The organism is Chryseobacterium sp. GW821-FHT04C04 (assembly GCF_059420365.1).
Genome location: NZ_JBWKTO010000007.1, coordinates 43413 through 68150 on the forward strand (window position 1 = coordinate 43413; position 24738 = coordinate 68150).

The following is a 24738-nucleotide window of genomic DNA, read 5'->3' on the forward strand; positions in this document are numbered from 1 at the left end:
GTTATCTTTACATAACAGTAAAAATAGAACCGGATCTTATTGGGGAATAATACACGGTTTTACAAATAAACTAAAAACAGCAGTTAACACACATTCAATGTATTCGATTATAGATATAGAAAGTAATGGTGCAGGTTATAGAGACGAATGCATTATAGATATTGCCATCTACCGGTATGATGGTCAGAAAATTACTGACCAGTTTATATCTTTGGTAAATCCTGAAGGAAATATTACTCCTTTTGTACAGAAACTGACCAATATTACCCCTAAAATGGTCAAAACTGCCCCGAAATTTCATGAAATAGCCAAAAGAGTTATTGAAATAACTCAAAATACCACTTTGGTAGGTCATAATATCGATTTTGATTACAGAATGCTTCGTCAGTCATTTAAAAGATTAGGCTATGACTTTAAAATCAATACGTTAGACACCATTCCTTTAGCAAAGAAGCTGATTCCTGATGAGGTGAGTTATTCATTAGGAAAACTGGTGAAATCACTTGGGATTCCTTTGACCAATCATCATAGGGCAGACGGTGATGCAAGAGCGACGTTAGACCTTTTCAAACTTCTGATTTCGAAAGATATTGAGAATGAGATTATTCAGGAGCAGCATGAAGAGTCTAATGCAAAAACCTATATCAACAAGATCAAAGAACTTACTCAGGACCTTCCTAATGATAAAGGGTTTGTTTATTTTCAGGATGAGGTAGGGCGTATTATGTTCTCAGATTATGTTCAGGATATCAACAAGTTTTCTAAAAAAGTTTTCAATTCCAAATCAAAAAAATGGGAACAGATTCAGAAAGAGGTTGGGCAGATTAACTATGAACTTACCGGAACAGATATTATTGCAAAGCTGATTCTGAACTCTAAGAATATTAAAAAGAAAGAAGTTTTGCCTTTTGGGCTTTATTTCAGGAACAATAAATATATTGTTGAAAAAAATAACCTCAATAAAACAGAAAAACCGGTTTTAAAATTCAGATCCTTTACCCAAGGAACAAAAGCGGTTCAGTTTATTGGTTCTCAGGAAGAATTTAATGATTTTTCCGTGCTGAAACAACAAATTGAATTCAGGAAAAGAAACGAATTATGGCTGGGGCTGGGACGAAAATTGGGCGAAAAATTATTTCTAATCATTGAAAATGGAAAAGTGATTTCTTTTGGATTTTATGAATTGTTTACACAGATTCAGACCTTAAGCAAGCTGGCTAAGTTAAAAATCGATCTTCCATTATCTTCTACAGACCTGAATAATGAATTGCAGCTGGCACTGCTTCGTGGTGATTTTGAGACCCTGCCGTTGCCGAAATAATAGAGGAATTTACACGTTATTAAGAAGATGCTTTTCAAATCAATTTTCTTAAAATAAAAAATAAGTAGTACTTTTGTAAAAAATAAATAGAAGCAATGCAAAATTTTAAACAAATTAAAACTGGAAAAAAGGGAACTGTAAAGTTCTCTAAGGTTTGGAATATTTAAAAGAGTTGTCTTGCATAAAAAATAATCAATGTGGCAGACTCTTTTTGGAAGAATCTGCCTTTTTTTATGTTAAAATGAAATTATGAATTCAAAAGAATTATTAAAGATCGCCAATGAGTTTGGCACACCTGTGTATGTTTATGATGCCGAATCCATCAAAGTTCAATACGAGAAGCTTACATCTTCTTTTTTAAAACATACAAAGTTCTTCTACGCAGCGAAGGCATTGACGAATATCAATATCCTTAAGTATGTCAAGAATCTGGGTGCATCTTTGGATTGTGTATCTATTAATGAAGTCAAACTTGGACTAAAAGCAGGATTTTCGAAAGAAAAAATATTGTTTACGCCCAATTGTGTTGACTTGGCTGAAATAGAAGAGGCAATGACTTTTGGAGTTCATATTAACATTGATAACATTTCTATTCTTGAGCAATTCGGGAATAAATATGGAAATACATATCCTATTTTAGTAAGAATCAATCCACATATTTTCGCCGGAGGTAACTATAAAATTTCTACGGGGCATATCGACAGTAAGTTCGGTATTTCTATTCACCAGGTTCGTCACATCGAACGCGTGATGAAAAGTACCAACCTGAATGTTGAAGGACTTCACATGCATACAGGAAGCGAAATCAAAGATCCGGATGTATTTCTGCAGGCTTTGGAAATTATGCTGGAACTTTCTGAGCATTTCCCGAACCTGAAATACCTGGATATGGGAAGTGGTTTCAAAATTCCTTATCAGGATAGTGAAGAAGAGACCGATGTGAGAACATTAGGTAAAAAAGTTGAAAAAGTAATTTCTGAGTTTTCAAAATCTACCGGTAAAAAATTCGAATTATGGTTTGAGCCGGGGAAATTCTTAGTAGGGAAAAGCGGATATTTATTAGTGAAAGCTAATGTAATCAAGCAAACTACAGCTACCGTTTTCGTAGGAGTAAACTCAGGTTTCAACCATCTGATCCGTCCTATGTTCTACGATTCTTACCACATGATTGAAAACTTATCCAATCCGAAAGGAGCAGAAAGAATTTATACAGTAGTAGGAAATATCTGTGAAACCGATACATTCGCATGGGACAGAAAATTGAACGAAGTAAGAGAAGGGGATATCCTTGCTTTCCATAACGCAGGAGCCTATGGTTTTGAAATGAGCTCAAACTTCAACTCAAGATTAAAACCTGCAGAAGTGTTGTTCTTAGATGGAAAAGCTCACTTGATCCGTAAGAGAGATGAGTTTGAAGATCTATTGAGAAATCAGATTGAAATAGTAATGTAAACTTAAGATATACTAGATAAACAGCCACCTTTTTGGGTGGCTGTTTTGTTTTTAAATCAATTCGGTTAGACTTTGCTGATGGGCTAAACCTTATAGGTTTTAAAAACCTATAAGGTTTGAAGAAGAAGATTCAAAAAAGAAAAAAGAATACACCAAAATAATGGGTTTTTTCCCTGAAAAATAATAGGCTTTCAATATAAAAATTACAAATTTTTAACATTGAAAGCGGGCGTAAGTTCCAATTTAATTAGCTAAATTTGATAGAGATAGGGATTTTTTCATCCATATCAATCACCATTTTTCATAAAAAACAACTACCAAAACAGAGTAATTATGGCCAAAAATATTGCAGAGCAAATTGTTGAAATGCTTGAAAAAGCCAATGTGAAAAGAATTTATGCAGTAACCGGAGACAGTCTCAATCATTTGAATATTGCTGTTAAGAAAAGCAGTATTCAATGGATTCATGTACGCCACGAAGAAGTAGGGGCTTATGCAGCGGCTGCGGAGGCTGAGCTTGATGGCTTAGCAGTATGTGCCGGAAGTTGTGGGCCGGGGCACGTTCATTTAATTAATGGGGTTTATGAGGCACATCGTTCTCATGTTCCGATGTTGGTGATTGCTTCCACAATTCCCAGTGACGAAATGGGCATGGATTACTTTCAGGAAACCAATACCATAAAGCTGTTTGACGATTGCAGCTATTATAATCAGATGATTACACGCCCGGAACAGGTACAGAGAACTTTTCAAACTGCCATTCAGCATGCTATTTCCAAAAAAGGGGTTGCTGTGATAGGTCTTCCGGGAGACGTTTCTGAGCTGGATGCAGAAGAAGGACCTACTTCCCCGCAGATATTTAAAACCAATCCTATTATAAGACCCTCGGACGATGAGCTGAAAAGCTTGTCGGCATTGGTTAATCAAAGCAAAAAAGTAACCTTATACTGTGGAATCGGGGCTGCCGAAGCAAGTGAAGAGGTTATCGCATTGTCTAAGTTCTTAAAAGCACCTGTAGGGTATTCATTCCGTGGGAAAATGGCTATTCAGCCCAATAATCCAAATGAAGTAGGACTTACAGGATTGTTAGGGTTTCCTTCCGCATATCATGCGATGCATGAAGCAGATCTGGTCATTCTTTTGGGAACAGATTTCCCCTATCAGAAATTCATGCCGGTAAAAAATAAAATCGTACAGATAGATGAGAGTCCTGAAAGACTGGGAAGAAGAGCAAAATTGGAATTAGGACTCACAGGAGATATCAAAGAAACAATAAAAGCATTACTTCCCCTGCTTGAAGAAAAAACAGATGATCATTTTCTCAATCAACAGCTGGCATTTTATGATAAAGTAAAAGAAAACCAGTTAGATTATGTAAAAGACTTTGGAAAAGAGAATGCGATACAGCCGGAATATGTAGCACATACTTTAGACAGGCTTGCTAGAAAAGACGCTATTTTTACTGTAGATACCGGAATGTGTTGTGTATGGGGAGCCCGGTTCATTACAGGAACCGGAGAAAGAAAAATGCTGGGATCTTTTAATCATGGATCAATGGCTAATGCGATGCCTATGGCAATTGGAGCTGCTCTGGCACATCCGGAAAAACAGGTTATTGCGATGTGTGGCGACGGCGGGCTGTCTATGTTATTAGGAGATATGGCAACTATTTTTCAGTATAAACTACCGATAAAACTGATTGTTTTCAATAACAGAACACTCGGAATGGTAAAGCTGGAAATGGAAGTAGGCGGTATGCCGGATAATGAAACAGATATGATCAACCCAGACTTTGCAATGGTAGCACATGCGATGGGCTATCCTGGAAAAAACGTACATCTTCCCGAAGATGTTGAAGGTGCCATCAAAGAATGCTTAGATCACAATGGTCCTTATCTTCTGAATATCTTTACCAATCCCAATGCGCTTGCTCTTCCACCCAAAATTGAATTTGATCAGGTTATGGGAATGACCAAATCTATGGCACAGCTCATGCTTGGAGGGAAGATGGACGAGGTTTTTGAAACGGTGAAAAGCAATTATAAACATATCAAAGGTTTGTTATAAGAAAAAAGCACGCTGATATAAGAAGCCTATCTGAAACTCAGATACAGATATTGTAAAACTTCATACTTTGTGTGAAGTTTTTCTTTTTTATAAATGAGCTAAATATTTACCTTTGTTTATTATTAGCAAACAAAGTTATGAGAACTCTATTTTTATTTTTAGCTTTATGTGCAGCGAATTTCTCATTTGCACAGGATCAGGAAGAACGCGATGACTCTTTTATCAGAGACAGCAATAAAAATCTTTTGAAAATAGATATTAAAGAACCTTTTATGCAGGTTGCGGTGAAATGCAATGATTTTAAACCAGCAGCTTATGAAGGAGGGGTTGCGGCTTATAAAGATATCCTGAACAAATATATGTATGCTTATCTGAATTCAGATTTCTATGCTCTTACAGGTGACTTTATATTTACCTTAGTGCTTGATGCTAAAGGAAAAGTAGTTGATGTGAAAGGGATGCCTAAGGTTCTTAACAGCGAAGTCTTTTTTGACGACATGCAGTATGTCGTAAGAAGAATAAAGAAAAACTGGACTCCGGCATCTTGCAACGGACAGCCTGTAGCTTCACAGATTAAAGTTAAAATGAACTTCTCTTCAATTTCAGCAGATATAGACTAATACCCAATACATGAAAAAATACCTTATGGTTTTACCTTTTTTACTTTTAAGTTTTAAAGGATTTTCACAAGAAACAAAAGCTCAAATTCAAGTACAGCCTGGAGAGGATTTCAGAAAAGCAGAATTCCCGGGAGGTGAAGATGCCTTTAGAAAGGAATTTCTGAATATGGTGCATGCCTATATAGATGTTGCTTTATACGCAATTCAGGGAGAAGTAACTTTCTTATTTAATATTAATTCAAAAGGAAAAATTGATAAAGTCGACATACTTCCCAGATTCAAAAATGATGAAACGTTTATTGATGATATGAAGTTTGCACTTAAAAAAGTAAAAGGAAAGTGGCAGCCGGCTACAAAAAATGGAATACCGGTTGATTCGAAGCTGATCATGAAAATTCGTTTTAACAACAACGCTTATGACCATGATTAATTATGGATTCAAATTATTTGTACAATTTTAGATTTTGTTAAAATAATAGCGCTGACAATCTGTCACAATATTTTGTATCTTTGCAAACTTATTTGTTCGTAATTTAAAATTGCGGACCTTAAATCGATTATCGTGCAGGAAAAATATATAGATGAAACAAAACAGGGCGAAGCTTTTGCTATTGCAGAAAGGCCGGAGAACTCTAAAAAACTGTTTTTGGAAAGCTATGGTTGTCAGATGAATTTTTCTGACTCTGAGATTGTTGCATCCATCCTTAATGAACAAGGATACAATACAACAATGAAGGTAGAAGAAGCGGACCTGATTCTTTTAAATACTTGCTCCATTCGCGAAAAAGCAGAGCAAACTGTAAGAATGCGCCTTGCCCAGTTCAAAAATCTTAAAAAAGAAAGACCGAATATGACGGTTGGTGTTCTGGGATGTATGGCAGAAAGGTTGAAGACCAAGTTCTTAGAAGAAGAACAATTGGTTGACCTTGTTGTGGGTCCTGATGCCTATAGAGATTTACCTAATCTTTTAAAAGAAACCGATGACGGAAGAGATGCTATTAATGTAATTCTTTCCAAAGAAGAAACTTATGCAGATATCAATCCGGTACGTTTAGGAGGAAACGGAGTTACAGCTTTTGTAACCATTACAAGAGGTTGTGATAACATGTGTACATTCTGCGTCGTTCCTTTTACCAGAGGAAGAGAAAGAAGCCGTGATCCACACTCTATTATAGACGAATGTAAAGACCTTGCCAACAACGGATATAAAGAAATTACCCTTTTGGGACAAAACGTAGACTCTTATTTATGGTATGGAGGCGGTCCTAAAAAAGATTTTGCCAAAGCTTCTGAAATGCAGAAAGCAACAGCGGTTGGTTTCGCTCAATTGCTTGATTTAGTGGCTAAAGCTGTTCCTGAACTAAGAATCAGATTCTCAACTTCCAATCCTCAGGATATGAATCTTGATGTGTTCAGGATGATGGCAAAACACGATAACATTTGTAAATATGTACATCTCCCTGTGCAAAGCGGAAGCAACAATATGCTTGAAGCGATGAACAGACAGCATACCCGTGAAGAATATCTGGACCTGGTCAAAAAGGCGAAGGAAATTGTTCCGGAAGTATCCTTTTCTCAGGATATGATCGTGGGATTCTGTAATGAAACAGAACAAGATCACCAGGATACCTTAAGTCTGATGAAAGAAGTAGAATATGACTACGGTTATATGTTTGCTTACTCGGAAAGACCAGGAACTCCGGCTCATAAAAAAATGGAAGACAATATTCCTGCTGATGTGAAACAGAGACGTCTTGCTGAGGTTATTGCCCTTCAGGGTGAGCTTTCAAGACAAAGAATGAAATCTTATGTCGGAAGAGTACACGAGATTCTGATTGAAGGAATTTCTAAGAAAAATAAAAACCAATGGAAAGGAAGAAACACTCAGAATGCCGTATGTGTCTTTGATATGCTTGAAGGACAGAAAATAGGTGACATTGTGAACGTTTTTGCTTATGACAACACACAGGGCACACTTTTAGGGAGAACAGTGGAATAAAAATTAAGTTTTGATCAAAGCGATTTGTCTTTTTGCCTTATTTTCTTTTGCTTTGGTATCTTGCCAGACAGAAAAAAATGCAAAAAAATATCCCGGAACCGTAGGAGATATTGAGTTTGATAAAAAACTGGATGATCCTGATTTTAAAAAATGCGGAGCAGGAAAACTAGCCTCTTTTAGCTTGCAGTATTACCAAGGTAAAGACGGGTTTAGCTACAAAGGAGAGAAAATAGCAATCGCTGAAAAACTTAAAAAAGAAAATATATATTCTGAAAAGAAAATCAACGGTTATATTACCGTAAGATTTTTAGTAAATTGTGAAGGAAAGGCAGGGTTGTTCAGGGTACAGCATATGAGCTCAGATCTGAAAGATATTGCCTTGGATGAAGAATTGGAAAATAAGCTGCTGCAGTTTACAAAATCACTCGATGGCTGGATGCCAAAAGAGATAAAAGGTTTAAAAGTAGATTATTATCAGTATCTAACCTATAAAATTGAAAATGGAAAAGTTTCAGAGGTATTACCTTAGCTTTTTGTTACTTATAGTTTACACCAATACTATTGCACAGGTCAACTGTAATGCAGTAGAGGGTGAGAACTGCAAAAAAGCGTGTGAGTTATACAACTGGGCTTCAGATTTACAAGGTTTCGCAGCATCTCAGGAAGGCTTTGACAAAGCTATTGAATTGTGTCCCGATTTCTCTCATGCTTATATGGAGAAAGCCGTTCCCTATCTAAAAAACGGGGATTTTGTAACCTGGAAAAATTTAATCGATAAAGCGGTTGCTTTAAATCCGCAAATGTATCTGGGCTACAGAGGCTGGTGCAGGTTTCAATTTGTAAGAGATTACAGTGGGGCTATACAGGATCTAAATGATTTAAAAAAATATTACCCCGAAGACTTAGGGAGATCCCAAAACGGAGATTATAATCTGGATGTGGTAAGAGCAATGTCCTACAGTGCGTTAGGGGAGAAAGACAAAGCCGCTGGGATTATTGAGCAGCTTCTGACCACCAGAGGTTATGTGAAGGGGATGTATGATCATTACCAGTTGGGAGTTACCTATTTCGAACTGGGAAGATATGATAAAGCCCTTGAAAATTTTGAAAAACAAAGCAAAGAATACGACTTTGCTGATAACATATACTTTAAGAGTAAAGTTTCTAAGATCAGAAACAAAGATTATTTGGATTTAAAGAAGTTAGCCTTACAAACGTATGATGAAGGAAAGACGATGAAAGATGTCTATACCCATCATTTTAACAAAGTCTACAGAAAACAGATTGAAGAGCTGTAGAAGATTAACATTAAATCAATAATCAAAAATTTACTTATGAGCAACGAGCTACAAAACATAAAAAACCGTTTCGGAATTATCGGGAACTTTCCGGCACTCAACCGAGCCCTGGAAAAATCTATCCAGGTCGCACCTACAGATATCTCTGTGCTGGTGATTGGAGAAAGTGGAGTGGGAAAAGAATTTATTCCGAAAATCATCCATTCAGAATCCAAAAGAAAACACCAGCCCTATATCGTAGTAAATTGCGGGGCTATTCCGGAAGGAACTATAGATTCTGAACTATTTGGACACGAAAAAGGAGCCTTTACGGGGGCTACCACTACTAGAAAAGGGTACTTTGAAGTAGCAGACGGAGGAACCATCTTTTTGGATGAGGTAGGAGAGCTTCCATTACAGACCCAGGTTCGTCTTTTAAGAGTTTTGGAAAGTGGAGAATTTATGAAAGTAGGATCTTCACAGGTACAGAAAACCAATGTAAGAATTGTAGCTGCTACCAACGTTAATATGATGAAGGCTATTCATGATGGAAGATTCCGTGAGGATTTATATTACCGTTTGAATACTGTTCAGATTGATATGCCGCCTTTGAGAGAAAGAAAGGGGGATATTCATTTGTTATTCAGAAAGTTTGCGATAGACTTTGCAGAAAAATACAGAATGCCGGAACTGGAGCTGGAGCCCAGTGCAGTTCATTATATAGAAAGTTATGCTTTTCCGGGGAACATCCGCCAATTAAGAAACTTAGTGGAGCAGATGACCGTTGTGGAAAGAAACAGAAGCATCACTGCTGAGAAACTTGCGGAGTATATTCCTATGGAAACACACCTTCCGATGGTGGTAAATACCCAAAGTGCTCCCAAACAGAACGATTTCGGAAGTGAGAGGGAAATCATGTATAAAATTCTATTTGATATGAGGAATGATATTAATGATTTAAAATCCTTAACTTCGGAATTGATCAAGAACAGAGGCACAGCAGATCTGAGCAATCATGAAAAAAGCCTGATCAACAGGATTTATACCCCTGAAAGTCAGCCACAGGTGAATAACTCAGGATCTTTATTATATTTTGAAAATAATAACGATACGCCGGCAGTTCAGACACCGACAATCATTTCAAGCCCTGAAGACAGCTATGAAGATTTTGAAGACATCGAAGTGGAAGAAAACAGACCAGAATCGCTTTCTCTTCAGAATAATGAAAAAGATTTGATAATCAAAGCGTTGGAGAAGCATAGAGGACGCAGAAACAGAGCCGCAGATGAATTGGGAATCTCACAAAGAACTTTATACAGGAAAATAAAACAATATAATCTGGAAGACTAGCACAACATAAATAATGAAAGTAATTTTAACACCTAAACCGATCAATTTTAAACTCGGAGAATATATTAATAAAGGTTTCGAACTTTTAAAGAAAGATTTCGGGAACATTTTTATAGCATTTTTAGTATGCTTTATCATGTCGATCATTCCTTTCTGTGGACTGTTAGCTATGGGTAATTTATACAAGTATCTTCAAAAGCTTAATAGAAATCAGGCAGCAAGTCCCGGAGATATTTTTGATTTTAAAGATTTCATGCCTTATTTTATGTTGCAGTTAATTATTATTGGAGGTGTTTTAGCACTTTACATTCCTTTAATTGCTGTGCTGGGGATATCAGGTGCAATGTCTGAAGGTAATGAACCCAATCCAATGATCATGATTTTTATGTTTCCTTACATGTTTTTATTAATAGCAGCGATATATTACTTTCTATTGAAGGGGTTTTATATCATCCCATTAATTAGTCTTAAAGGAATCAACGAAATAAAAGAAGCCTGGAATATTTCAAAAGTGATGACCAAAGGAAATTTATTGTCAATTTTTCTTTTCTCATTAGTGGTGAGTATTTTGTCGCAGATTGGTATTGTTGCTTGCGGGGTAGGAATTTTTCTTACGATACCATTTTTATACACCGCAAATTATTTTGCTTATGAAGATGCTATACAACAAATTGAGTATGATGAAATTACTGAAATTGGATCTAAAAATGAATTTTAAAATTAAAAATATTAGCCTGAAACAATCACTACTAACGGTAATGCTTTTTGCACTGCTGGGAGTTTTGAATTCATGCTACAGCTTTACGGGATCATCCCTTACAGATGAGAAGACTGTTCAGATCAACGAATTTCCGAATAATGCAGCTCTTGTAAACCCAGCATTATCACAACAGTTTTCTACAGCCATACAAAATAGATTCCTTCAGAGAACCACGTTGAAAGGAACAAAAGAAAATCCTGATATCCTGATAGAAGGAGAAATCTCAGATTATTCAATTACACCTACTACAGTAAGCTCCAGTACCGTGACAAACCCGTCTGGCGGAGTGATTCAGCAGGGGCAGAATAAACTTACGATTACAGTAAAGGTACATTATGAAAATAAAATTCATCCGGATTCAAGTTTCGACAGAACGTATTCTGATGAAGCCGCTTTCAACAGTGATGTATCACTAAGTCAGATTGAAGACCAGCAGGTTAAGCTGGTGACAGATAGAATTATTAATAAGATATTTAACGACATTGTAGCGAATTGGTAAGATGAATCCCAGAGTTTTAGAATTAATAAAAAATCCGAAAAATATTCAGTTAGAAGACCTTGGTCTTTTGAAAGAAGAGATTCACACTTTTCCTTATATTCAAAATATTAGGGCGCTTCATCTGTATGGAATACACCTGTACGAAAAAGAAAACTATCAGAAAGAGCTTTCTACAACCGCTGCGTATACTACAGATAAGAAGATTTTATATCAACTGATCAACGGAAAGATCAGACAGGAGTCAAAACCTGAAATTGTTGAAGATAAAAAACCTATCAAAACAGTTGAAAAACCTGTTCAATATACCCCGAAGAGCAAATCTTTTCCTATTAAAAGAGAAGAAGAGGTCTCTTTAGAAAAACAAGCAGATGAGGAAGCCAATGCATATGTCTTGCCAATTTTACAAGACGTAAAACCTATTTATGTAAACGGTGAACGAAACAGAATTTTATTTGAAGGAGAAGAGAACTTCCTGGATGAAGAAAATTCTGAGATCATCGATATTGAGTCTACCCTTGAATCAGGAACTTTGGTAACCCAAAAGGCTGAGACTATTGCAGAGCAGCCGGTTCAGGAACAAAAAGAAGAAATTCAGACTGAAATAGAGGAGAATGCAGGAGAAGACTTTACACCGGAGACGATCATTCATGAAGATCAGATTTCTTCAGAAAAAGAAGGAGAGAAGATAGATGAAACAGAAAATGTAAGTTTCCATGAAGTAGAACCTTTATTACCAGAAGTAAATGTTGACGAAGAAGTCACAGAAGAACCTGAAAGTATAGCAACAGCAGATAATCATGAAGCTGTATCTGATCAAGAACTGCCGAGAGAAGAAATAGATGCTGAAGTAAGCTTTCATGGAACAGATTCCTTTATGCCTGATGTTAAAATAGAGGCAAACAGTAGAGAGACTGTTGAAGAAGTCGAAATTTCTCAACCCAATGTAAATAGACATGAGGAGGAAATGAGGCGTCTGATTGAAGAGGTGGAGAAAAAAATGAAGGAGACTAAATCTGTTTCTCAAGAAGAAGAATCAGAGCCGGAAACCACTGAAGATCATGAAATAAGCTTCGCTGAAACTCAAAATTTCCATTTTTGGTCAACCGGTCAGGAAGAACCTGGAGAAACGAAAGAAGAGCCAATACAGGAAGAAATTGTTGAAAATCAATTGCCTGTAGAAGAGGAATCTAAAGTTGAAATTGCTGAGGAAAAACAAGAAGAACAAGAAAAAGTTCCCGAGGTTCAGTCTGCATGGAAGCCAATGAGTGTGGAATCCAATATGCCTGATTCATTAATCAGCAAATCAACACAAATATCAGCTCCTGAAATAAAAGCTCCGGCAGCAGAAAAAATTCCTCAAGCAGAGGAACAAATAATTATCGAAGAGCCACAACCAAAGGAAACGGCTGAAACTTTTACAGAAACGTCGAAGGAAGAAACTATGCCTGTAGAAGAAGAAACAGAAACTTTTGAATCTCCTAAAGAAGAGAAGGCGGCAGAAGTTTCAAAAGAAGACGCTCCTGTGATGAATGTATCTTTCTTCGGAACTGATATTTCTACCCTTAAGGTTGAAGAAAAACAGCAGGAAAGTAAAGAAGAACCTGTAGAAAAAGTACAGGAGGTTACTATGAAGAATACCCCTCAGCCCTCAGCTGATAGCAATGTTCCCGGTTTTATCAATACATGGCAAAGCTGGCTGAAGATTGACAGAGTTGAAGAAGTCGAAAAAGACAAATCAGAAGTTAAAGAGAAGGCTATTGAAGCCTTTATCGAAAACAATCCTAGGATCAGTCAGTTAAAAGAAGAAAGCAGCTATGTTGTTAAAGAAAAGAATGATGATATATCACATTTGATGACAGAGACGCTGGCCAAACTTTATTTTGAACAGAAACTCTATACAAAAGCGATAAAAGCATTTGAAATATTAATCAAAAAGAACCCTGAGAAGAAAAAATATTTTGAATCTAAAATTCAGGATATTAAGGATTTCAGAAGCAAGAATTAAAAGAAAAAGGTACCGTTATAAGCAGTACCTTTTTTATTTATATATTTTGAGGCTTGTCTTTGCGGCCTCTTAGTTTTTTCCAGGCCCTCCGCCCAAAAACAATAACAAGAATTAAAATAATTATTGAAAAAATTGCGGCAATCACGGGAGCAGCCATTGCCAGAACAGACATAAGACCCGCTCCTGCCGTCTCTGTTGTTCCTACCACAGAATTTCCCAGTCCGCCAGTAGTAGCCGTAGAAGCAGCCCGTATTCCTGCAAATCCGGTACTGATGGTTGCTGCTGTACCACCACCTGCAATTAATGCCATTGCCCATTGCGGGAAAGTTCCAAGTTCGGTAAACTGGCTGGCAAATAATATAGAACCAGCAACTGTTGCCATAGGAATAGATACCGTATCCAGCAAATGATCAATAAAAGGGATGTAATAAGCAAGGATCTCTGCAACCGTGGCAATTCCTGTTGTAATAAGCGTAGGTAAGCCTGCAAGCCACTCAAAATGCTCATTCATGGGAATCCAGTTGAAGTAAGAAGCAAGACTTACAACAAACATGGGGAGAAATACCCGGAAGCCTGTAGCCGCTGCCAATCCAATGCCAATAAATGCACTGATGACATAAGAAAAATAGGGAATATTGTCTAACATATTAATTTTCAGATTTAATGTTTTCCCTAAATTACAAAAACTATATGATATTTGGACTGCTGTTAATTTCAGCGTTCCAGATACTAGATGGGGATGAGCGTTTCGAACTTCGCTATTTGTGATTTACTGTAGAGATAAAAAATAAAGTATCCGCGCAATCATCAGTGTAAATGAAAATAAAAAATCTCCCTGATTCGCATCATCTGTGAGGTTTTTTATCTCACAGATCTCTTATTCTAATGAAAAAGATTACTTTTTCTGCGCTTCACAAAGCTTTATAAATTGCGCTTCCACATCCTGAAATTTCGGAGGCATCTCAGAAGAAACCCAAAATACCATTGCCATTGTTTTCTCTCCAAAAGCGAGCTTAAATAAATCTTTATTCAAACGGTAGCATTCTCTCAGCAGTCTTTTGATGCGATTTCTGTGTACGGCTTTTTTAAAATATCTTTTAGAAACAGAAACTCCAAATCTTGCAGATTCTACAGAAAGGGTGGGCTTATCTTTCAGAATGATGATTCTCAGATTGCCATTGGTCCTCCATTTGCCTTTGTCAAAAAGCAAACCGATTTCCGTGTTTTTTTTGAGCTTTTCCGCTCTGGGATATTGAGAATTTGTCATTGACGGAGTTGTAATAGTAATTTTTATATTTTTTATCCCACCTATTTCACACATTAATAAACGATGGTGCTTTTGTAAATCTGCGAAGTAGGTGTGGGAATGTTTTAATCTTGATTTAATAAATGAGTAATCACTTCTGAAGCGGTGTACAAGCCAAAAATGGCAGGCATATAGCTTATTGTTCCGTAAAATGATCTTTTATAATTGGTTCCGTCAGTCATTTTCAAACTTTCTTCGTCCTGAATATCATTGGCAAACACACAACGAACTCCTTTGTCTATTTTTACTTTTTTCAACCTTTTTCTTACCTGTCTTGCGAGGTGGCAATGTTCGGTTTTGCTGATGTCTCTTACCAATACTTTGCTTGGATCGGTTTTTCCACCGGCTCCCATTGAGCTTACGATTTTTATCCTTCTTCTTTTGGCCGCGATAATCAAACTAAGTTTTGGCGTAACGCTGTCGATACAGTCCAAAACATAATCAAATTTTGCAGAATCCAGCACTTCATCCATTCTTTCAGGATTTAGAAATTCATTGATTTTGGTTAAATTAAGCTGTGGATTGATGTCAAGAAGTCTTTCAGCAACAACTTCTACCTTGTGTTTTCCAACAGTAGAATGTAAAGCAGGAAGCTGTCTGTTGATGTTGGTGATATCTACAGTATCACCATCCACTATCGTCATATTTCCTACTCCGGCTCTTGCAAGAAATTCAGCGGCAAAAGAACCTACTCCGCCCAGGCCTACAACAAGCACGTTCGCTTTTATCAGATTTTCCAATCCATCTTCCTTTATCAAAAGTTCAGTTCTTTCGAGCCAGTATTTATCCATTTTTTATTGAGTGTAAATTTTCTAAAATTTGTTCATTCAGTTGTTCCAAAGAAATTCCTTTTATTTCTGAAACCTTACCGTACAATTCTTCGATGTTAAAATCTTCATTGTCAGTTTCTAAAAACAATTTGTCTAATGGGGTGTTTTTTAAAATATCCTGCAAAGATAAATTATACAAAACAGCTTTTCCAAAACTCAGATAAAAATTATTAGCCAGAAGGTCTTCAGCAATTTGTCTTTTTTTATTGAAACCATGGATAATCATTGGTTGTTCAGCCTTCTTCTTAAAAGAAATAACCTCATGAAATTTTCTTACACAATGAATGATAAGAGGCTTTTTTACCTCATTGGCTATTCTTATCTGTTTTAGAAAAACTTCTTCCTGAATGTTCTGATCCACAGAAACCAATGAATCCAAACCGCATTCTCCAATGGCAAAACAGTTCTCCAACATCATGCTTCTCATCCATGAAAACTGTACTTCTATATTGTTTATATCAATATCATTGGGATGTATACCAATAGAATAAGGAAAATCCGGTGGAATATTTTCTATCCCAAGATTGTAGATTCCGTTCCTGATATATTTCTTATGATGATGAAAATCAAAAAATTCCATATTCAAAAATAGCATTTTTCAGATTTAATCTAAAATTATTAAACGATCGTTTATAAATGTGTTAAAAATTTCTTAACTTTACTCAAAGTGCACTTCATGAAAAAAAAATTTACGGAAAAACAGATTCATATACTGGATATTGCAGAAGAGCTTATCGCAAAAAAAGGATACGAGGGTACCTCTGTGAGAGATATTTGTTCTAAAGCCAATATCAATGTTGCGATGATCTCTTATTACTTCGGTTCCAAAGAGAAAATGATGTCCTATCTCTATCAATACCGGGTACTGAAGACCAGAGAAAATTTCTCGGAATTTGCGGATACCATCAAAGAAGGAAAACCGGAGATGCAGATGAGAGAAATGATTAAATATATTGTTTCCCAGCTATTTAAATACAATTATTTCCATGGGTTTGTGACTCAGGAACTTCGTCATACAGAAAATCTAAAAGATGAACTGCTTGATTTCTACCAGTTATTCGTAAAAAAACTGGATGAAGTCATTAAAAAAGGAGTTGCTTCAGGAGTTTTTACCTTTACACCCAAGCCGGAAGATATCCTTACCATGATTATCGGATCCACTTTATTTGTGATCAGGAATAAAAACTTTTATGAATTGTATGTTCCGAGTAAAAATGAAGAAACCTATACCAAAGAAGCTGAGAAGAAGGTGAGAATGAATCTTTTATTAAGTGTTTTTGCTATTTTGGGATACGCTGCAGACTAAAATTACGTTAAATATTCATAAAAAAAAATCTATTGACAAAAAAGTTATATTTTTGCAAATTAGTAAATCGGCTGTGTAACCCGAAAACTGTTGAATTTTTTATATGAAAAAATATATTTTAGGTCTTTTTGCTGTAGCAGTGATTTCATCTTGTGTAAGCCAGCAGGAAAGAGCAATGAGGAGTGCTGATAAAGAGTTTATCTTAAAGGCGGCTAATGAAAACTTCGCTAAGAAAAAGTGGAAAAATGCATTGGCTCTCTATGACAGACTTGCTAATCTTGTGGCAGGAACTGATGATTTTCCTAATGTAGGTTTCAACACTGCTTATGCCAACTACTATGACAAGAGTTATAAGCTGGCAGGTCACCAGTTTAAAAACTTTGCCGTTAGTTTTCCAAAAGATCCAAGAGCGGAAGAAGCAGCATATATGTCTGCATTGTGTTACTATGAAGGATCTATGGATTACAACTTGGATCAGTCCAGTACAGAATTGGCGATCAATGAGCTTCAGGACTTCCTGAACAATTATCCGAATTCCGAAAGATCTAAAAATATCAGCCAGCTTATTGATGAGTTGTCTTATAAGCTTGAGTTTAAAGCTTATGAAAACGGAAAACAGTACTATAACATGGGAGAGTACAAAGCCGCGAATGTTGCTTTGGAAAATGTTTTGGAAGACTTCCCAAGTACAAAACTTCGTTCAAAAATTTATGATTATATCATGAAAGCCCGTTATGAACTGGCGGTAAAATCAGTATATGGTCTTAAAGATGAGCGTATTGAAAGTGCTTTGACTTATACTAAACTGGTGGAGAAGGAACTTCCCAATACAGAATATTCTAAGACAGCTGCCGATCTAAGAGAAAAACTGGAAAAGGAAAAGCAAAACTTCGTGATTGTTAAAAAACAAACTGAAGCAAGAATTGCAGCTTTAACAGCAAGACAGAAAAAAGAGGCCGAAAAACTTGCCGACAAAGATAAAACTGAGCAGCAGGTTAAAGATCAAATCAGCAATGAAAAGAAAGCAATGCAGTTACAGAGGGACAGTGCAGCACTTAAGACCCCTCCTCCGGCAGCGACTTTCAAAATCCAAAGATAATTCGTAAATTTGCCATCTTAAATAAAAATAATTTTCTCAAAATGAGTGTAAAAGATACAAAAGCCGAAGTAAATACAATTACTTACGACAAAGATAAGATTGAAGATAAAGTAGGTTCAATCTACGAAGCTATTGTTATCATGGGAAAGAGAGCAGAGCAGATCAATGCGGAGATCCGTACGGAACTTCACAACAAATTGGATGAATTTGCTGTTCACAATTCTACATTAGAAGAGGTTTTCGAAAACAGAGAACAAATTGAGATCTCTAAACATTACGAAAAGCTTCCAAAACCAACTTCAATTGCTATCGAAGAGTGGTTAAACGAAGATATCTATTTCAGAAAAACAGAAGACAGAAAATAATCATCTGTGTTTTAATAAATCAAGAGGTCATAAAGGAATTCATTTCTTTTATGACCTTTGTCGTTTTAAAGCCTGATTGTGTGGGAAAAAATAAGTACTTTAGTATTTCAAAAAATTAGAACTAAATGAGTGTTTCCGGTAAAAAGATACTTATCGCGGTTTCTGGAGGAATTGCAGCCTACAAAATTCATTTCCTGATCAGAGATTTTGTGAAAAAAGGTGCTGAAGTACAGGTTGTCATGACCCCAGATGCAGAACATTTTGTGACGAAATTAAGCCTGTCTACGTTGTCAAAAAAACCTGTGTATTCAGACTTTTATGGTGATAACGGAACCTGGAACAGCCATGTAGAAATGGCGCTTTGGGCAGACGTAATGGTTGTAGCTCCCTGTACTGCCAATACACTGTCTAAAATGATTCATGGGATGTGTGATAACCTGGTTATTGCAAATTATATGTCAGCAAAATGCCCGGTATTTATTGCTCCCGCAATGGACTTAGATATGTATGTACATCCTTCTACAAAGAAGAATTTAGAGCTTGCAGAAAGCTTTGGACATATCATTATTCCTGCAGAAAATGGAGAATTGGCAAGTGGATTGATCGGTCAGGGAAGAATGGCAGAACCGGCAACTATTTTTTCTACTATTGACAATTATTTTAATTCAAATATCCATTCAAAAAGCCTTGAAGGGAAAACTGTTTTAATTACGGCAGGACCTACCTATGAGGCTATAGATCCTGTAAGATTCATCGGAAATCATTCATCGGGAAAAATGGGGTTTTCGCTGGCTGAAGAAGCTTCAAAAAGAGGAGCAAGGGTTATTCTGATTTCAGGACCAAGCTTCCAAACCCTAAACGACCCAAAGGTTGAACTTCATAAAGTGACTTCAGCAAAAGAAATGCTGGCAAAAGTATTTGAATTTTATGAAGGAATAGATATCGGAATTGCAAGTGCAGCCGTAGCAGACTATGCACCCAAAGAAGTGGCAAAAGAAAAAATCAAGAAGAATGACGAGAGTCTGACGATAGAATTGGTTAAAAATCCGGACATTCTTAAAACGATGGGGGAGAAGAAAACCCACCAGTTCCTGGTAGGATTTGCCCTGGAGACTCAGAATGAAGAAGAAAATGCAAAAGGAAAGCTGGAAAAGAAAAATCTGGATATGATTGTTCTGAACTCTCTACGTGATGAAGGTGCCGGTTTTAAGAATGATACCAATAAAATCAAAATATTTACCAAAACGGAGAAGAAAGAATTCAATCTGAAATCCAAAGATGATGTAGCGAAAGATATTCTCAATTTTGTTGAGGCTCAACTTTTAAAATAATTTTAATAAATTTCCGTTCTCAATTTTTAATAGACAATGAAAAAAATTATAAGTTTATTTTTTCTGTTTTTCATATATACCCAAAGTTTTTCTCAGGAGCTGTTGGCTACTGTTCAGGTAAACTCCCAACTGGTAGGAGGAAGTAACCAGCAGGCGTATAAAGCATTGGAAAAAAGTCTCAGAGACTTTATCAATAATACCAGCTGGACTGGAAAGAAACTTCAGAATTTTGAAAAAATAAAATGTGGTTTTTCCATTGTTATTGGGGAAAGAGATGGCAATAGATTCAAAGGGTCCATTGTTGTTCAGGCCATGCGTCCTGTTTATAATACAACTTATGAATCTCCTTTACTGAATCTTCAGGACCAGAGATTTGGTTTTGAATATATTGAAAATGAAAGTCTTATTTTTAATGAAAGACAGTTCTCAGGTAAAAATTTGACAGACGTTGTCAGTTTTTATATTTATGTTATTTTGGGCTTAGACGGTGACAGCTTCCAGTCGATGGGAGGGTCCCAATGGTATGCAAAAGCACAACAGATTGCACAGAATTCTCAGAACAGAAACTATGAAGGCTGGAATACCATCAATGAGCCAAGAAGCCGTTCTATATTGATTAATGAAATCATGAATCCCAACTGGAGCCAGTTGCGTTCTACTATTTATACATATCACAGAGCAGGATTGGATAACCTTTTCAACCAGGACCAGACTGCGGGGAAAAAAGTGATTTTTGATGCCCTGATGCAGTTGAAAATGTACGAAAATACTTTTCAGCAGGCATTTTTCTTCAACCTCTTTATGGATACAAAAAGTGATGAGATCTTTAATATCTTCAATTCAGGCAATAACGGAGGCTTGATTCTTAATGATCTGAAGCAGACCATGATTATCCTTTCTCCGAAAAATATTGACAATAAGTGGAATAAATGGAAGGTATAAGATTGACACCTATAAAAATCCTATAAAATTACTAACAGACCATTTGATTTTAGGTTAAAAATAGAATACTATAATCGAGCAGAATGCATAAAAACATTTTCTCACTTCATTAAAAAAAAACCTATTTTTACAGTTCAAATTCAAATTGAACCATAACCCGGATTATCAATGCTTTCGAGAATTTACATTAAAAACTTTGCCCTGATTGATACCCTTGACGTATCATTGAAGAATGGTTTACAGGTTATTACCGGTGAAACAGGAGCAGGGAAATCTATTATTTTAGGGGCTCTCCGTCTTATTTTGGGAGAAAGGGCAGATGTAAAATCCATTGCTAAGACTGAAGAAAAAAGTGTGGTGGAAACAGAGTTTTCACTCAACAACCAGTTCAAGAAATTCTTTATTGAAAACGATCTGGATTACGAACTTCAGACGATTATCAGACGAGAAATCCTTCCATCAGGAAAATCGCGTGCATTTATTAATGACGTTCCTGTAACATTGGATATTCTTAAAGAACTTTCTTCGCAGCTGATTGATATCCATTCCCAATTTGAAACATCCAATCTTTTTACATCAGAATACCAGTTTAAAATTATTGACGGACTTTCTGACAATAAAAAGATTATCGAAGACTATCAACAGACATTTTCTGAATTTCAGACCCTTACATTACTGTTGAAAAAACTGAAAACCCAACTTTCAGAATCCAATAAAGAAAGTGATTATAAAGAATTTTTACTCAATGAACTGGAGGAGCTGAAACTTGATGATGTAGACTATGAAGATGTTCAGAACCAGCTTTCTATTCAGGAAAATGCAGGAATGATTTCTGAAAATGTAGGTCAGATCTTATCGAGATTCCATCAGGAAGAAATAGGAATTTTGTCTTTCTTTCATGAAGCGACCCACAAACTTTCAAAAATTTCTGAAGTTTCCACCAGTTTTGCAGAACTTGATGAAAGGCTTGAGACTTCTTTTGTTGAGCTTAAAGATATCATTTCCGAACTTGAGCATACCGCAGAGAGAGTTGAAATCAATCCCGAAAATCTGGTATATCTTACCGACCTTAATAATAAAATCAACGCCTTATTCCTTAAACATAATGTTTCGGATCTTAATGAATTGATTGAGATCAGAAACCAGCTGGCAGGAGATCAGAAAGGCGCTTCAGAACTGGAAACACAGATCGAAGAAACAGAAGAAAATATTTCTCATAAAGAAAAAACACTTCAAACTCTTGCTGGAAAACTTTCCAAGAACAGACACAAAAATATTTCTGTTTTCATCAAAAAAGCAGAAGGACTTCTGAAAAAATTAGGGCTGGAAAAAGCAAAAGTAGATATAGAACTGCAGGATGCAGACGAGTTCAATCAATTTGGAAAAGAAAATATCCAGTTGCTGTTCCAGGCCAATTCCGGGTTCCCTTTAAAACCAATTCAGACGGCGATTTCCGGAGGTGAAAGATCCAGGGTAATGCTTGCTGTAAAGAAGATTATTGCAGAAAGTGATGAGCTTCCAACCCTTATTCTGGATGAAATTGATACCGGAGTTTCAGGGAAAGTAGCTGAAGAGATCGGAAATCTTATGAGAGAAATGTCCGAAGACATGCAGCTGATCGTTATTTCTCACCTGGCACAGGTTGCTGCTAAAGGAAATGACAACTATAAAGTCGTAAAGCAGGATGTTTCAGGCAGAACACAATCTACCATTATACCTTTGAGCGACGAAGAAAAACTCAATGAAATAGCTCAATTACTTTCCGGAAGCAAAATTACCGAAGCCGCTTTAGCACAAGCAAAAGAATTAATTGGCTAATTCAGCTAATTAAAACCCCAATTTCTCAACTCTAGAAACAGCGATGTCATCCTGAGCCTGTCGAAGGGTCTATCATTTTTGTAACTCTTCAATTCTCTTTCTTAGAGCTTCTATTTTTGCATCTTTTTGTTGAATTTCCTTTTTCAGTAGGTAATGTTCCAAATATGTTGGTAATAAATTAGAGTATTGGAAACCAATACTCTAATTATAAAAATATTAGTAAAAATGTAAAGTTGAGATAAGATTGTTGATAGCCAAAACAGAAGAAAAGAGAAAATAGGCTATCTAAAATATTGACGATCATACCTGGTGTTTCAGATGTGTTGGTAAATGGGTCAGTATATTTACCAGTACAGAGACCATCTTGGAAATACCAGGATAAGTTTTGCAAAAAACAGCGAAGGCGCTCTTGAAGTTACAGACACCAACAATTATTATCCGTTTGGATTAAACCATATTTCAAATTCGTTCAGCACATCTGGTTTTGGAAGTTATTATTCTTATAAATATAATGGGAAAGAACTTCAGGAAACAGGGATGTTTGATTATGGAGCAAGAATGTATTTGCCGGATTTAGGAAGATGGGGTGTTATAGATCCCTTAGCTGAAGCATCCAGAAGGTTTACCCCTTATCATTATGGAAACAATAACCCGATAAGGTTTACAGATCCGGATGGAAGACTTACAGTAGATAACCTGCAAGGAGGATATACTCCAGGAAGTGCTGTTATGGACTTCTTTAACAGAAATGGCTTAACAGATAAAAGGAATATGCCTTTGCTTTTCCGTAACGAAAGTGGAAGAATGATAGAAACCAAAGCTTTGGGGAATGACGGACAAGGTGGCGGTGGAAGTCCTACTTTTCAATTTCCAAAAGGTCAGGAAGAATACTATAAGAAAAACTATCCGGCTTTCTATAATTTTGTGAAAAATCAATTACCTAATATGGTTGCTGACGGTAATTTTATGAATGCTCTTAGTATAGCAAGTGGGTTTTCAATAGAGGAACTTACTGAATCATTTGAATTTGGCAAAGGTATGTACCTTAAAATAATGGCATTACCTTTTGGAGATGCAGAATATTTACATATAGGAATGACAGAAAGTAGTACTTTAAATACAGCAGGTATTCAAACAGCATTGGTTGAATGGTTTGAAAAAGCAAATAGAGATAGTAATACTGTTGAGGGTATCTCTAACTTACTTTATACTGCTTCAGTAATTGCTCATGAAACAACTCATTGGGGTGATGATTTAGGTAAAAGAAAAATTCCATTTGAAGATGTTGCAGATTTTATGTTAAAAAATAAAGGCTATAGACCAGGTGATGTAGGTAATTTTTTTGAATATAAAGCTTTTGGACAAGGCGAAACGGGTATGGGCATAGGACATTATGATAAGAAAATTTCAGATAATATTACCAATTATGTGAAATTAAATTTTAAATCACTACAAAACATTTTTAAATAAATATGAAATTAAATATCAAATTTTTCTCTATAGTTATTTTAGTTGCCTTATTTTCATGCGTAAATATGAAAAGTAGTAAACAAAGAAATCTTTTTTTATCTCAATTCTTTAATAACGAAGTAGTCCACGATCAATTGTTTAAATATTATAAAACTAATCAAATTATTATATATGACCAAAAAAAGCTATTAGTGGAAAATTCAAAAACATATGGAAATGCTTCTAAAAATATAATAATACAAACGGCAAAACCTATAAATGAAAATCACTTTATAATCTATAGCTTTACATTAAATAAAAATTTAGCTTCAATTGTTTTAGCTACATCTGATTTAGATTATGGAATTATTTATTATTTAAAGAGAGATCCAATAAATGGGTCTTGGTTGATTATGAATGTCATTCCTAAAAACAGTAGATAATTAGTGGTAATTTAGATATGTTCTTCCTATTACGAGCGTCTCGCTCATGTCCATAAATAAAACAAAACCACTGCTGATGCAGTGGTTTTATTATTTGTTCTGAAGAAACCGCTATATTTAACAGTACAGAGACCACTTGACAGACGAGTTAAAGAGAAGTTTTTATGAATGCTGCGAACGCAGTTCACTCAGGATAAGTTTTGCAAAAAACAGCGAAGGAGCTCTTGAAGTTACAGACACCAACAATTATTATCCGTTTGGATTAAACCATATTTCAAATTCGTTCAGCACATCTGGTTTTGGAAGTTATTATTCTTATAAATATAATGGCAAAGAGCTTCAGGAAACAGGGATGTTTGATTATGGAGCAAGAATGTACATGCCGGATCTGGGAAGATGGGGCGTCATTGATCCATTAGCTGAAGAAGGTTTACTCCTTATCATTACGGAAACAAGAACCCGATAAGGTTTATTGATCCGGACGGAAGACTTACCGTAG

At 36.0% G+C, this 24738-nt stretch carries 25 protein-coding genes; 21 read left to right on the plus strand and 4 right to left on the minus strand.

Features of this window, described 5'->3' with window-relative positions; translation table 11 throughout:
- The first annotated feature begins 97 nt into the window (after window positions 1-97).
- From AC07UM_RS21855 to AC07UM_RS21910, 12 genes are all read left to right on the plus strand, one after another.
- Window positions 98-1321: a 3'-5' exonuclease gene (locus tag AC07UM_RS21855; RefSeq protein ID WP_494684951.1), complete on the plus strand. Its 1224-nt coding sequence runs from the start codon at window positions 98-100 to the stop codon at window positions 1319-1321.
- A 249-nt stretch (window positions 1322-1570) separates the two neighbouring features.
- Window positions 1571-2773 (plus strand): diaminopimelate decarboxylase, encoded by a 1203-nt coding sequence (lysA, locus tag AC07UM_RS21860; RefSeq protein ID WP_185117002.1) that lies wholly within the window; start codon window positions 1571-1573, stop codon window positions 2771-2773.
- 333 nt (window positions 2774-3106) lie between these two features.
- On the plus strand, window positions 3107-4840 hold the full coding sequence (locus AC07UM_RS21865; protein WP_494684950.1) for a thiamine pyrophosphate-dependent enzyme: 1734 nt from the start codon (window positions 3107-3109) through the stop codon (window positions 4838-4840).
- A gap of 137 nt (window positions 4841-4977) precedes the next feature.
- Window positions 4978-5460, plus strand: coding sequence for an energy transducer TonB (locus tag AC07UM_RS21870; RefSeq protein ID WP_124535945.1), 483 nt, complete (start codon window positions 4978-4980; stop codon window positions 5458-5460).
- A 10-nt stretch (window positions 5461-5470) separates the two neighbouring features.
- On the plus strand, window positions 5471-5890 hold the full coding sequence (locus AC07UM_RS21875; protein WP_494684949.1) for an energy transducer TonB: 420 nt from the start codon (window positions 5471-5473) through the stop codon (window positions 5888-5890).
- Between the two features lie 132 nt (window positions 5891-6022).
- On the plus strand, window positions 6023-7459 hold the full coding sequence (gene miaB / locus AC07UM_RS21880; protein ID WP_494684948.1) for a tRNA (N6-isopentenyl adenosine(37)-C2)-methylthiotransferase MiaB: 1437 nt from the start codon (window positions 6023-6025) through the stop codon (window positions 7457-7459).
- A gap of 10 nt (window positions 7460-7469) precedes the next feature.
- Window positions 7470-7988, plus strand: coding sequence for a hypothetical protein (locus tag AC07UM_RS21885; protein ID WP_494684947.1), 519 nt, complete (start codon window positions 7470-7472; stop codon window positions 7986-7988).
- Window positions 7960-8757: a tetratricopeptide repeat protein gene (locus AC07UM_RS21890; protein WP_494684946.1), complete on the plus strand. Its 798-nt coding sequence runs from the start codon at window positions 7960-7962 to the stop codon at window positions 8755-8757. Before AC07UM_RS21885 ends, AC07UM_RS21890 begins: the two co-directional genes overlap by 29 nt.
- Window positions 8758-8793: 36 nt before the next feature.
- A complete protein-coding gene (locus AC07UM_RS21895; RefSeq protein ID WP_494684945.1) occupies window positions 8794-10086 on the plus strand; it encodes a sigma-54 interaction domain-containing protein in 1293 nt (430 codons plus the stop codon).
- 13 nt (window positions 10087-10099) lie between these two features.
- A complete protein-coding gene (locus tag AC07UM_RS21900; RefSeq protein ID WP_494684944.1) occupies window positions 10100-10804 on the plus strand; it encodes a hypothetical protein in 705 nt (234 codons plus the stop codon).
- Complete coding sequence (locus AC07UM_RS21905; protein WP_494684943.1) at window positions 10794-11345, plus strand: LptE family protein; 552 nt, start codon at window positions 10794-10796, stop codon at window positions 11343-11345. The genes AC07UM_RS21900 and AC07UM_RS21905 overlap by 11 nt, the downstream gene beginning before the upstream one ends.
- Before the next feature lies 1 nt (window position 11346).
- Window positions 11347-13350 carry a DUF8458 domain-containing protein gene (locus tag AC07UM_RS21910; protein WP_494684942.1) on the plus strand — a complete coding sequence of 668 codons (2004 nt, stop codon included), beginning with the start codon at window positions 11347-11349 and terminating at the stop codon, window positions 13348-13350.
- A gap of 37 nt (window positions 13351-13387) precedes the next feature.
- On the opposite strand, the gene AC07UM_RS21915 is transcribed toward AC07UM_RS21910, so the two are convergent.
- The 4 genes from AC07UM_RS21915 to AC07UM_RS21930 form a co-directional block, all read right to left on the minus strand.
- Complete coding sequence (locus tag AC07UM_RS21915) at window positions 13388-13996, minus strand: DUF4126 domain-containing protein (protein WP_494684941.1); 609 nt, start codon at window positions 13994-13996, stop codon at window positions 13388-13390.
- Window positions 13997-14245: 249 nt separating this feature from the next.
- The gene (rnpA, locus tag AC07UM_RS21920; protein ID WP_103231451.1) at window positions 14246-14617 is read right to left on the minus strand and encodes a ribonuclease P protein component; all 372 of its coding nucleotides are present in this window, start codon (window positions 14615-14617) and stop codon (window positions 14246-14248) included.
- Window positions 14618-14721: 104 nt separating this feature from the next.
- Window positions 14722-15447 carry a tRNA threonylcarbamoyladenosine dehydratase gene (locus AC07UM_RS21925; protein WP_494684940.1) on the minus strand — a complete coding sequence of 242 codons (726 nt, stop codon included), beginning with the start codon at window positions 15445-15447 and terminating at the stop codon, window positions 14722-14724.
- A complete protein-coding gene (locus AC07UM_RS21930; protein WP_494684939.1) occupies window positions 15440-16066 on the minus strand; it encodes a TatD family hydrolase in 627 nt (208 codons plus the stop codon). The genes AC07UM_RS21925 and AC07UM_RS21930 overlap by 8 nt, the downstream gene beginning before the upstream one ends.
- Before the next feature lie 96 nt (window positions 16067-16162).
- Between AC07UM_RS21930 and AC07UM_RS21935 the strand changes: the two genes are divergently transcribed.
- The 9 genes from AC07UM_RS21935 to AC07UM_RS21975 all read left to right on the plus strand — a co-directional run bounded on the left by AC07UM_RS21935 (window position 16163) and on the right by AC07UM_RS21975 (window position 24705).
- The gene (locus AC07UM_RS21935) at window positions 16163-16792 is read left to right on the plus strand and encodes a TetR/AcrR family transcriptional regulator (RefSeq protein ID WP_047097234.1); all 630 of its coding nucleotides are present in this window, start codon (window positions 16163-16165) and stop codon (window positions 16790-16792) included.
- Between the two features lie 103 nt (window positions 16793-16895).
- The gene (locus AC07UM_RS21940) at window positions 16896-17891 is read left to right on the plus strand and encodes an outer membrane protein assembly factor BamD (RefSeq protein ID WP_494684938.1); all 996 of its coding nucleotides are present in this window, start codon (window positions 16896-16898) and stop codon (window positions 17889-17891) included.
- 41 nt (window positions 17892-17932) lie between these two features.
- A complete protein-coding gene (locus AC07UM_RS21945; RefSeq protein ID WP_027372958.1) occupies window positions 17933-18256 on the plus strand; it encodes a DNA-directed RNA polymerase subunit omega in 324 nt (107 codons plus the stop codon).
- 125 nt (window positions 18257-18381) lie between these two features.
- Entirely contained in the window at window positions 18382-19587 is a 1206-nt protein-coding gene (gene coaBC / locus AC07UM_RS21950) for a bifunctional phosphopantothenoylcysteine decarboxylase/phosphopantothenate--cysteine ligase CoaBC (RefSeq protein WP_494684937.1), read from the plus strand.
- A 36-nt stretch (window positions 19588-19623) separates the two neighbouring features.
- Window positions 19624-20529, plus strand: a complete 906-nt coding sequence (porD, locus tag AC07UM_RS21955) for a type IX secretion system protein PorD (RefSeq protein ID WP_494684936.1) — start codon at window positions 19624-19626, stop codon at window positions 20527-20529.
- Between the two features lie 168 nt (window positions 20530-20697).
- Complete coding sequence (locus AC07UM_RS21960) at window positions 20698-22347, plus strand: DNA repair protein RecN (RefSeq protein WP_494684935.1); 1650 nt, start codon at window positions 20698-20700, stop codon at window positions 22345-22347.
- A 330-nt stretch (window positions 22348-22677) separates the two neighbouring features.
- A complete protein-coding gene (locus AC07UM_RS21965; RefSeq protein WP_494684934.1) occupies window positions 22678-23817 on the plus strand; it encodes an RHS repeat-associated core domain-containing protein in 1140 nt (379 codons plus the stop codon).
- Window positions 23818-23819: 2 nt separating this feature from the next.
- The gene (locus AC07UM_RS21970) at window positions 23820-24239 is read left to right on the plus strand and encodes a hypothetical protein (RefSeq protein ID WP_494684933.1); all 420 of its coding nucleotides are present in this window, start codon (window positions 23820-23822) and stop codon (window positions 24237-24239) included.
- A gap of 136 nt (window positions 24240-24375) precedes the next feature.
- Window positions 24376-24705, plus strand: coding sequence for an RHS repeat-associated core domain-containing protein (locus AC07UM_RS21975; RefSeq protein WP_494684932.1), 330 nt, complete (start codon window positions 24376-24378; stop codon window positions 24703-24705).
- Window positions 24706-24738 lie beyond the last annotated feature (33 nt).

Coding starts and splice junctions, on each gene's coding strand:
- AC07UM_RS21970 (WP_494684933.1), top strand. CDS start 23,820: ATGAAATTAAATATCAAATTTTTCTCTATAGTTATTTTAGTTGCCTTA.
- AC07UM_RS21940 (WP_494684938.1), top strand. CDS start 16,896: ATGAAAAAATATATTTTAGGTCTTTTTGCTGTAGCAGTGATTTCATCT.
- AC07UM_RS21870 (WP_124535945.1), top strand. CDS start 4,978: ATGAGAACTCTATTTTTATTTTTAGCTTTATGTGCAGCGAATTTCTCA.
- AC07UM_RS21905 (WP_494684943.1), top strand. CDS start 10,794: ATGAATTTTAAAATTAAAAATATTAGCCTGAAACAATCACTACTAACG.
- AC07UM_RS21945 (WP_027372958.1), top strand. CDS start 17,933: ATGAGTGTAAAAGATACAAAAGCCGAAGTAAATACAATTACTTACGAC.
- AC07UM_RS21965 (WP_494684934.1), top strand. CDS start 22,678: ATGGGTCAGTATATTTACCAGTACAGAGACCATCTTGGAAATACCAGG.
- AC07UM_RS21875 (WP_494684949.1), top strand. CDS start 5,471: ATGAAAAAATACCTTATGGTTTTACCTTTTTTACTTTTAAGTTTTAAA.
- lysA (WP_185117002.1), top strand. CDS start 1,571: ATGAATTCAAAAGAATTATTAAAGATCGCCAATGAGTTTGGCACACCT.
- AC07UM_RS21895 (WP_494684945.1), top strand. CDS start 8,794: ATGAGCAACGAGCTACAAAACATAAAAAACCGTTTCGGAATTATCGGG.
- AC07UM_RS21900 (WP_494684944.1), top strand. CDS start 10,100: ATGAAAGTAATTTTAACACCTAAACCGATCAATTTTAAACTCGGAGAA.
- coaBC (WP_494684937.1), top strand. CDS start 18,382: ATGAGTGTTTCCGGTAAAAAGATACTTATCGCGGTTTCTGGAGGAATT.
- AC07UM_RS21930 (WP_494684939.1), bottom strand. CDS start 16,066: ATGGAATTTTTTGATTTTCATCATCATAAGAAATATATCAGGAACGGA.
- AC07UM_RS21855 (WP_494684951.1), top strand. CDS start 98: ATGTATTCGATTATAGATATAGAAAGTAATGGTGCAGGTTATAGAGAC.
- AC07UM_RS21960 (WP_494684935.1), top strand. CDS start 20,698: ATGCTTTCGAGAATTTACATTAAAAACTTTGCCCTGATTGATACCCTT.
- AC07UM_RS21910 (WP_494684942.1), top strand. CDS start 11,347: ATGAATCCCAGAGTTTTAGAATTAATAAAAAATCCGAAAAATATTCAG.
- AC07UM_RS21935 (WP_047097234.1), top strand. CDS start 16,163: ATGAAAAAAAAATTTACGGAAAAACAGATTCATATACTGGATATTGCA.
- AC07UM_RS21890 (WP_494684946.1), top strand. CDS start 7,960: ATGGAAAAGTTTCAGAGGTATTACCTTAGCTTTTTGTTACTTATAGTT.
- AC07UM_RS21865 (WP_494684950.1), top strand. CDS start 3,107: ATGGCCAAAAATATTGCAGAGCAAATTGTTGAAATGCTTGAAAAAGCC.
- AC07UM_RS21915 (WP_494684941.1), bottom strand. CDS start 13,996: ATGTTAGACAATATTCCCTATTTTTCTTATGTCATCAGTGCATTTATT.
- AC07UM_RS21925 (WP_494684940.1), bottom strand. CDS start 15,447: ATGGATAAATACTGGCTCGAAAGAACTGAACTTTTGATAAAGGAAGAT.
- rnpA (WP_103231451.1), bottom strand. CDS start 14,617: ATGACAAATTCTCAATATCCCAGAGCGGAAAAGCTCAAAAAAAACACG.
- porD (WP_494684936.1), top strand. CDS start 19,624: ATGAAAAAAATTATAAGTTTATTTTTTCTGTTTTTCATATATACCCAA.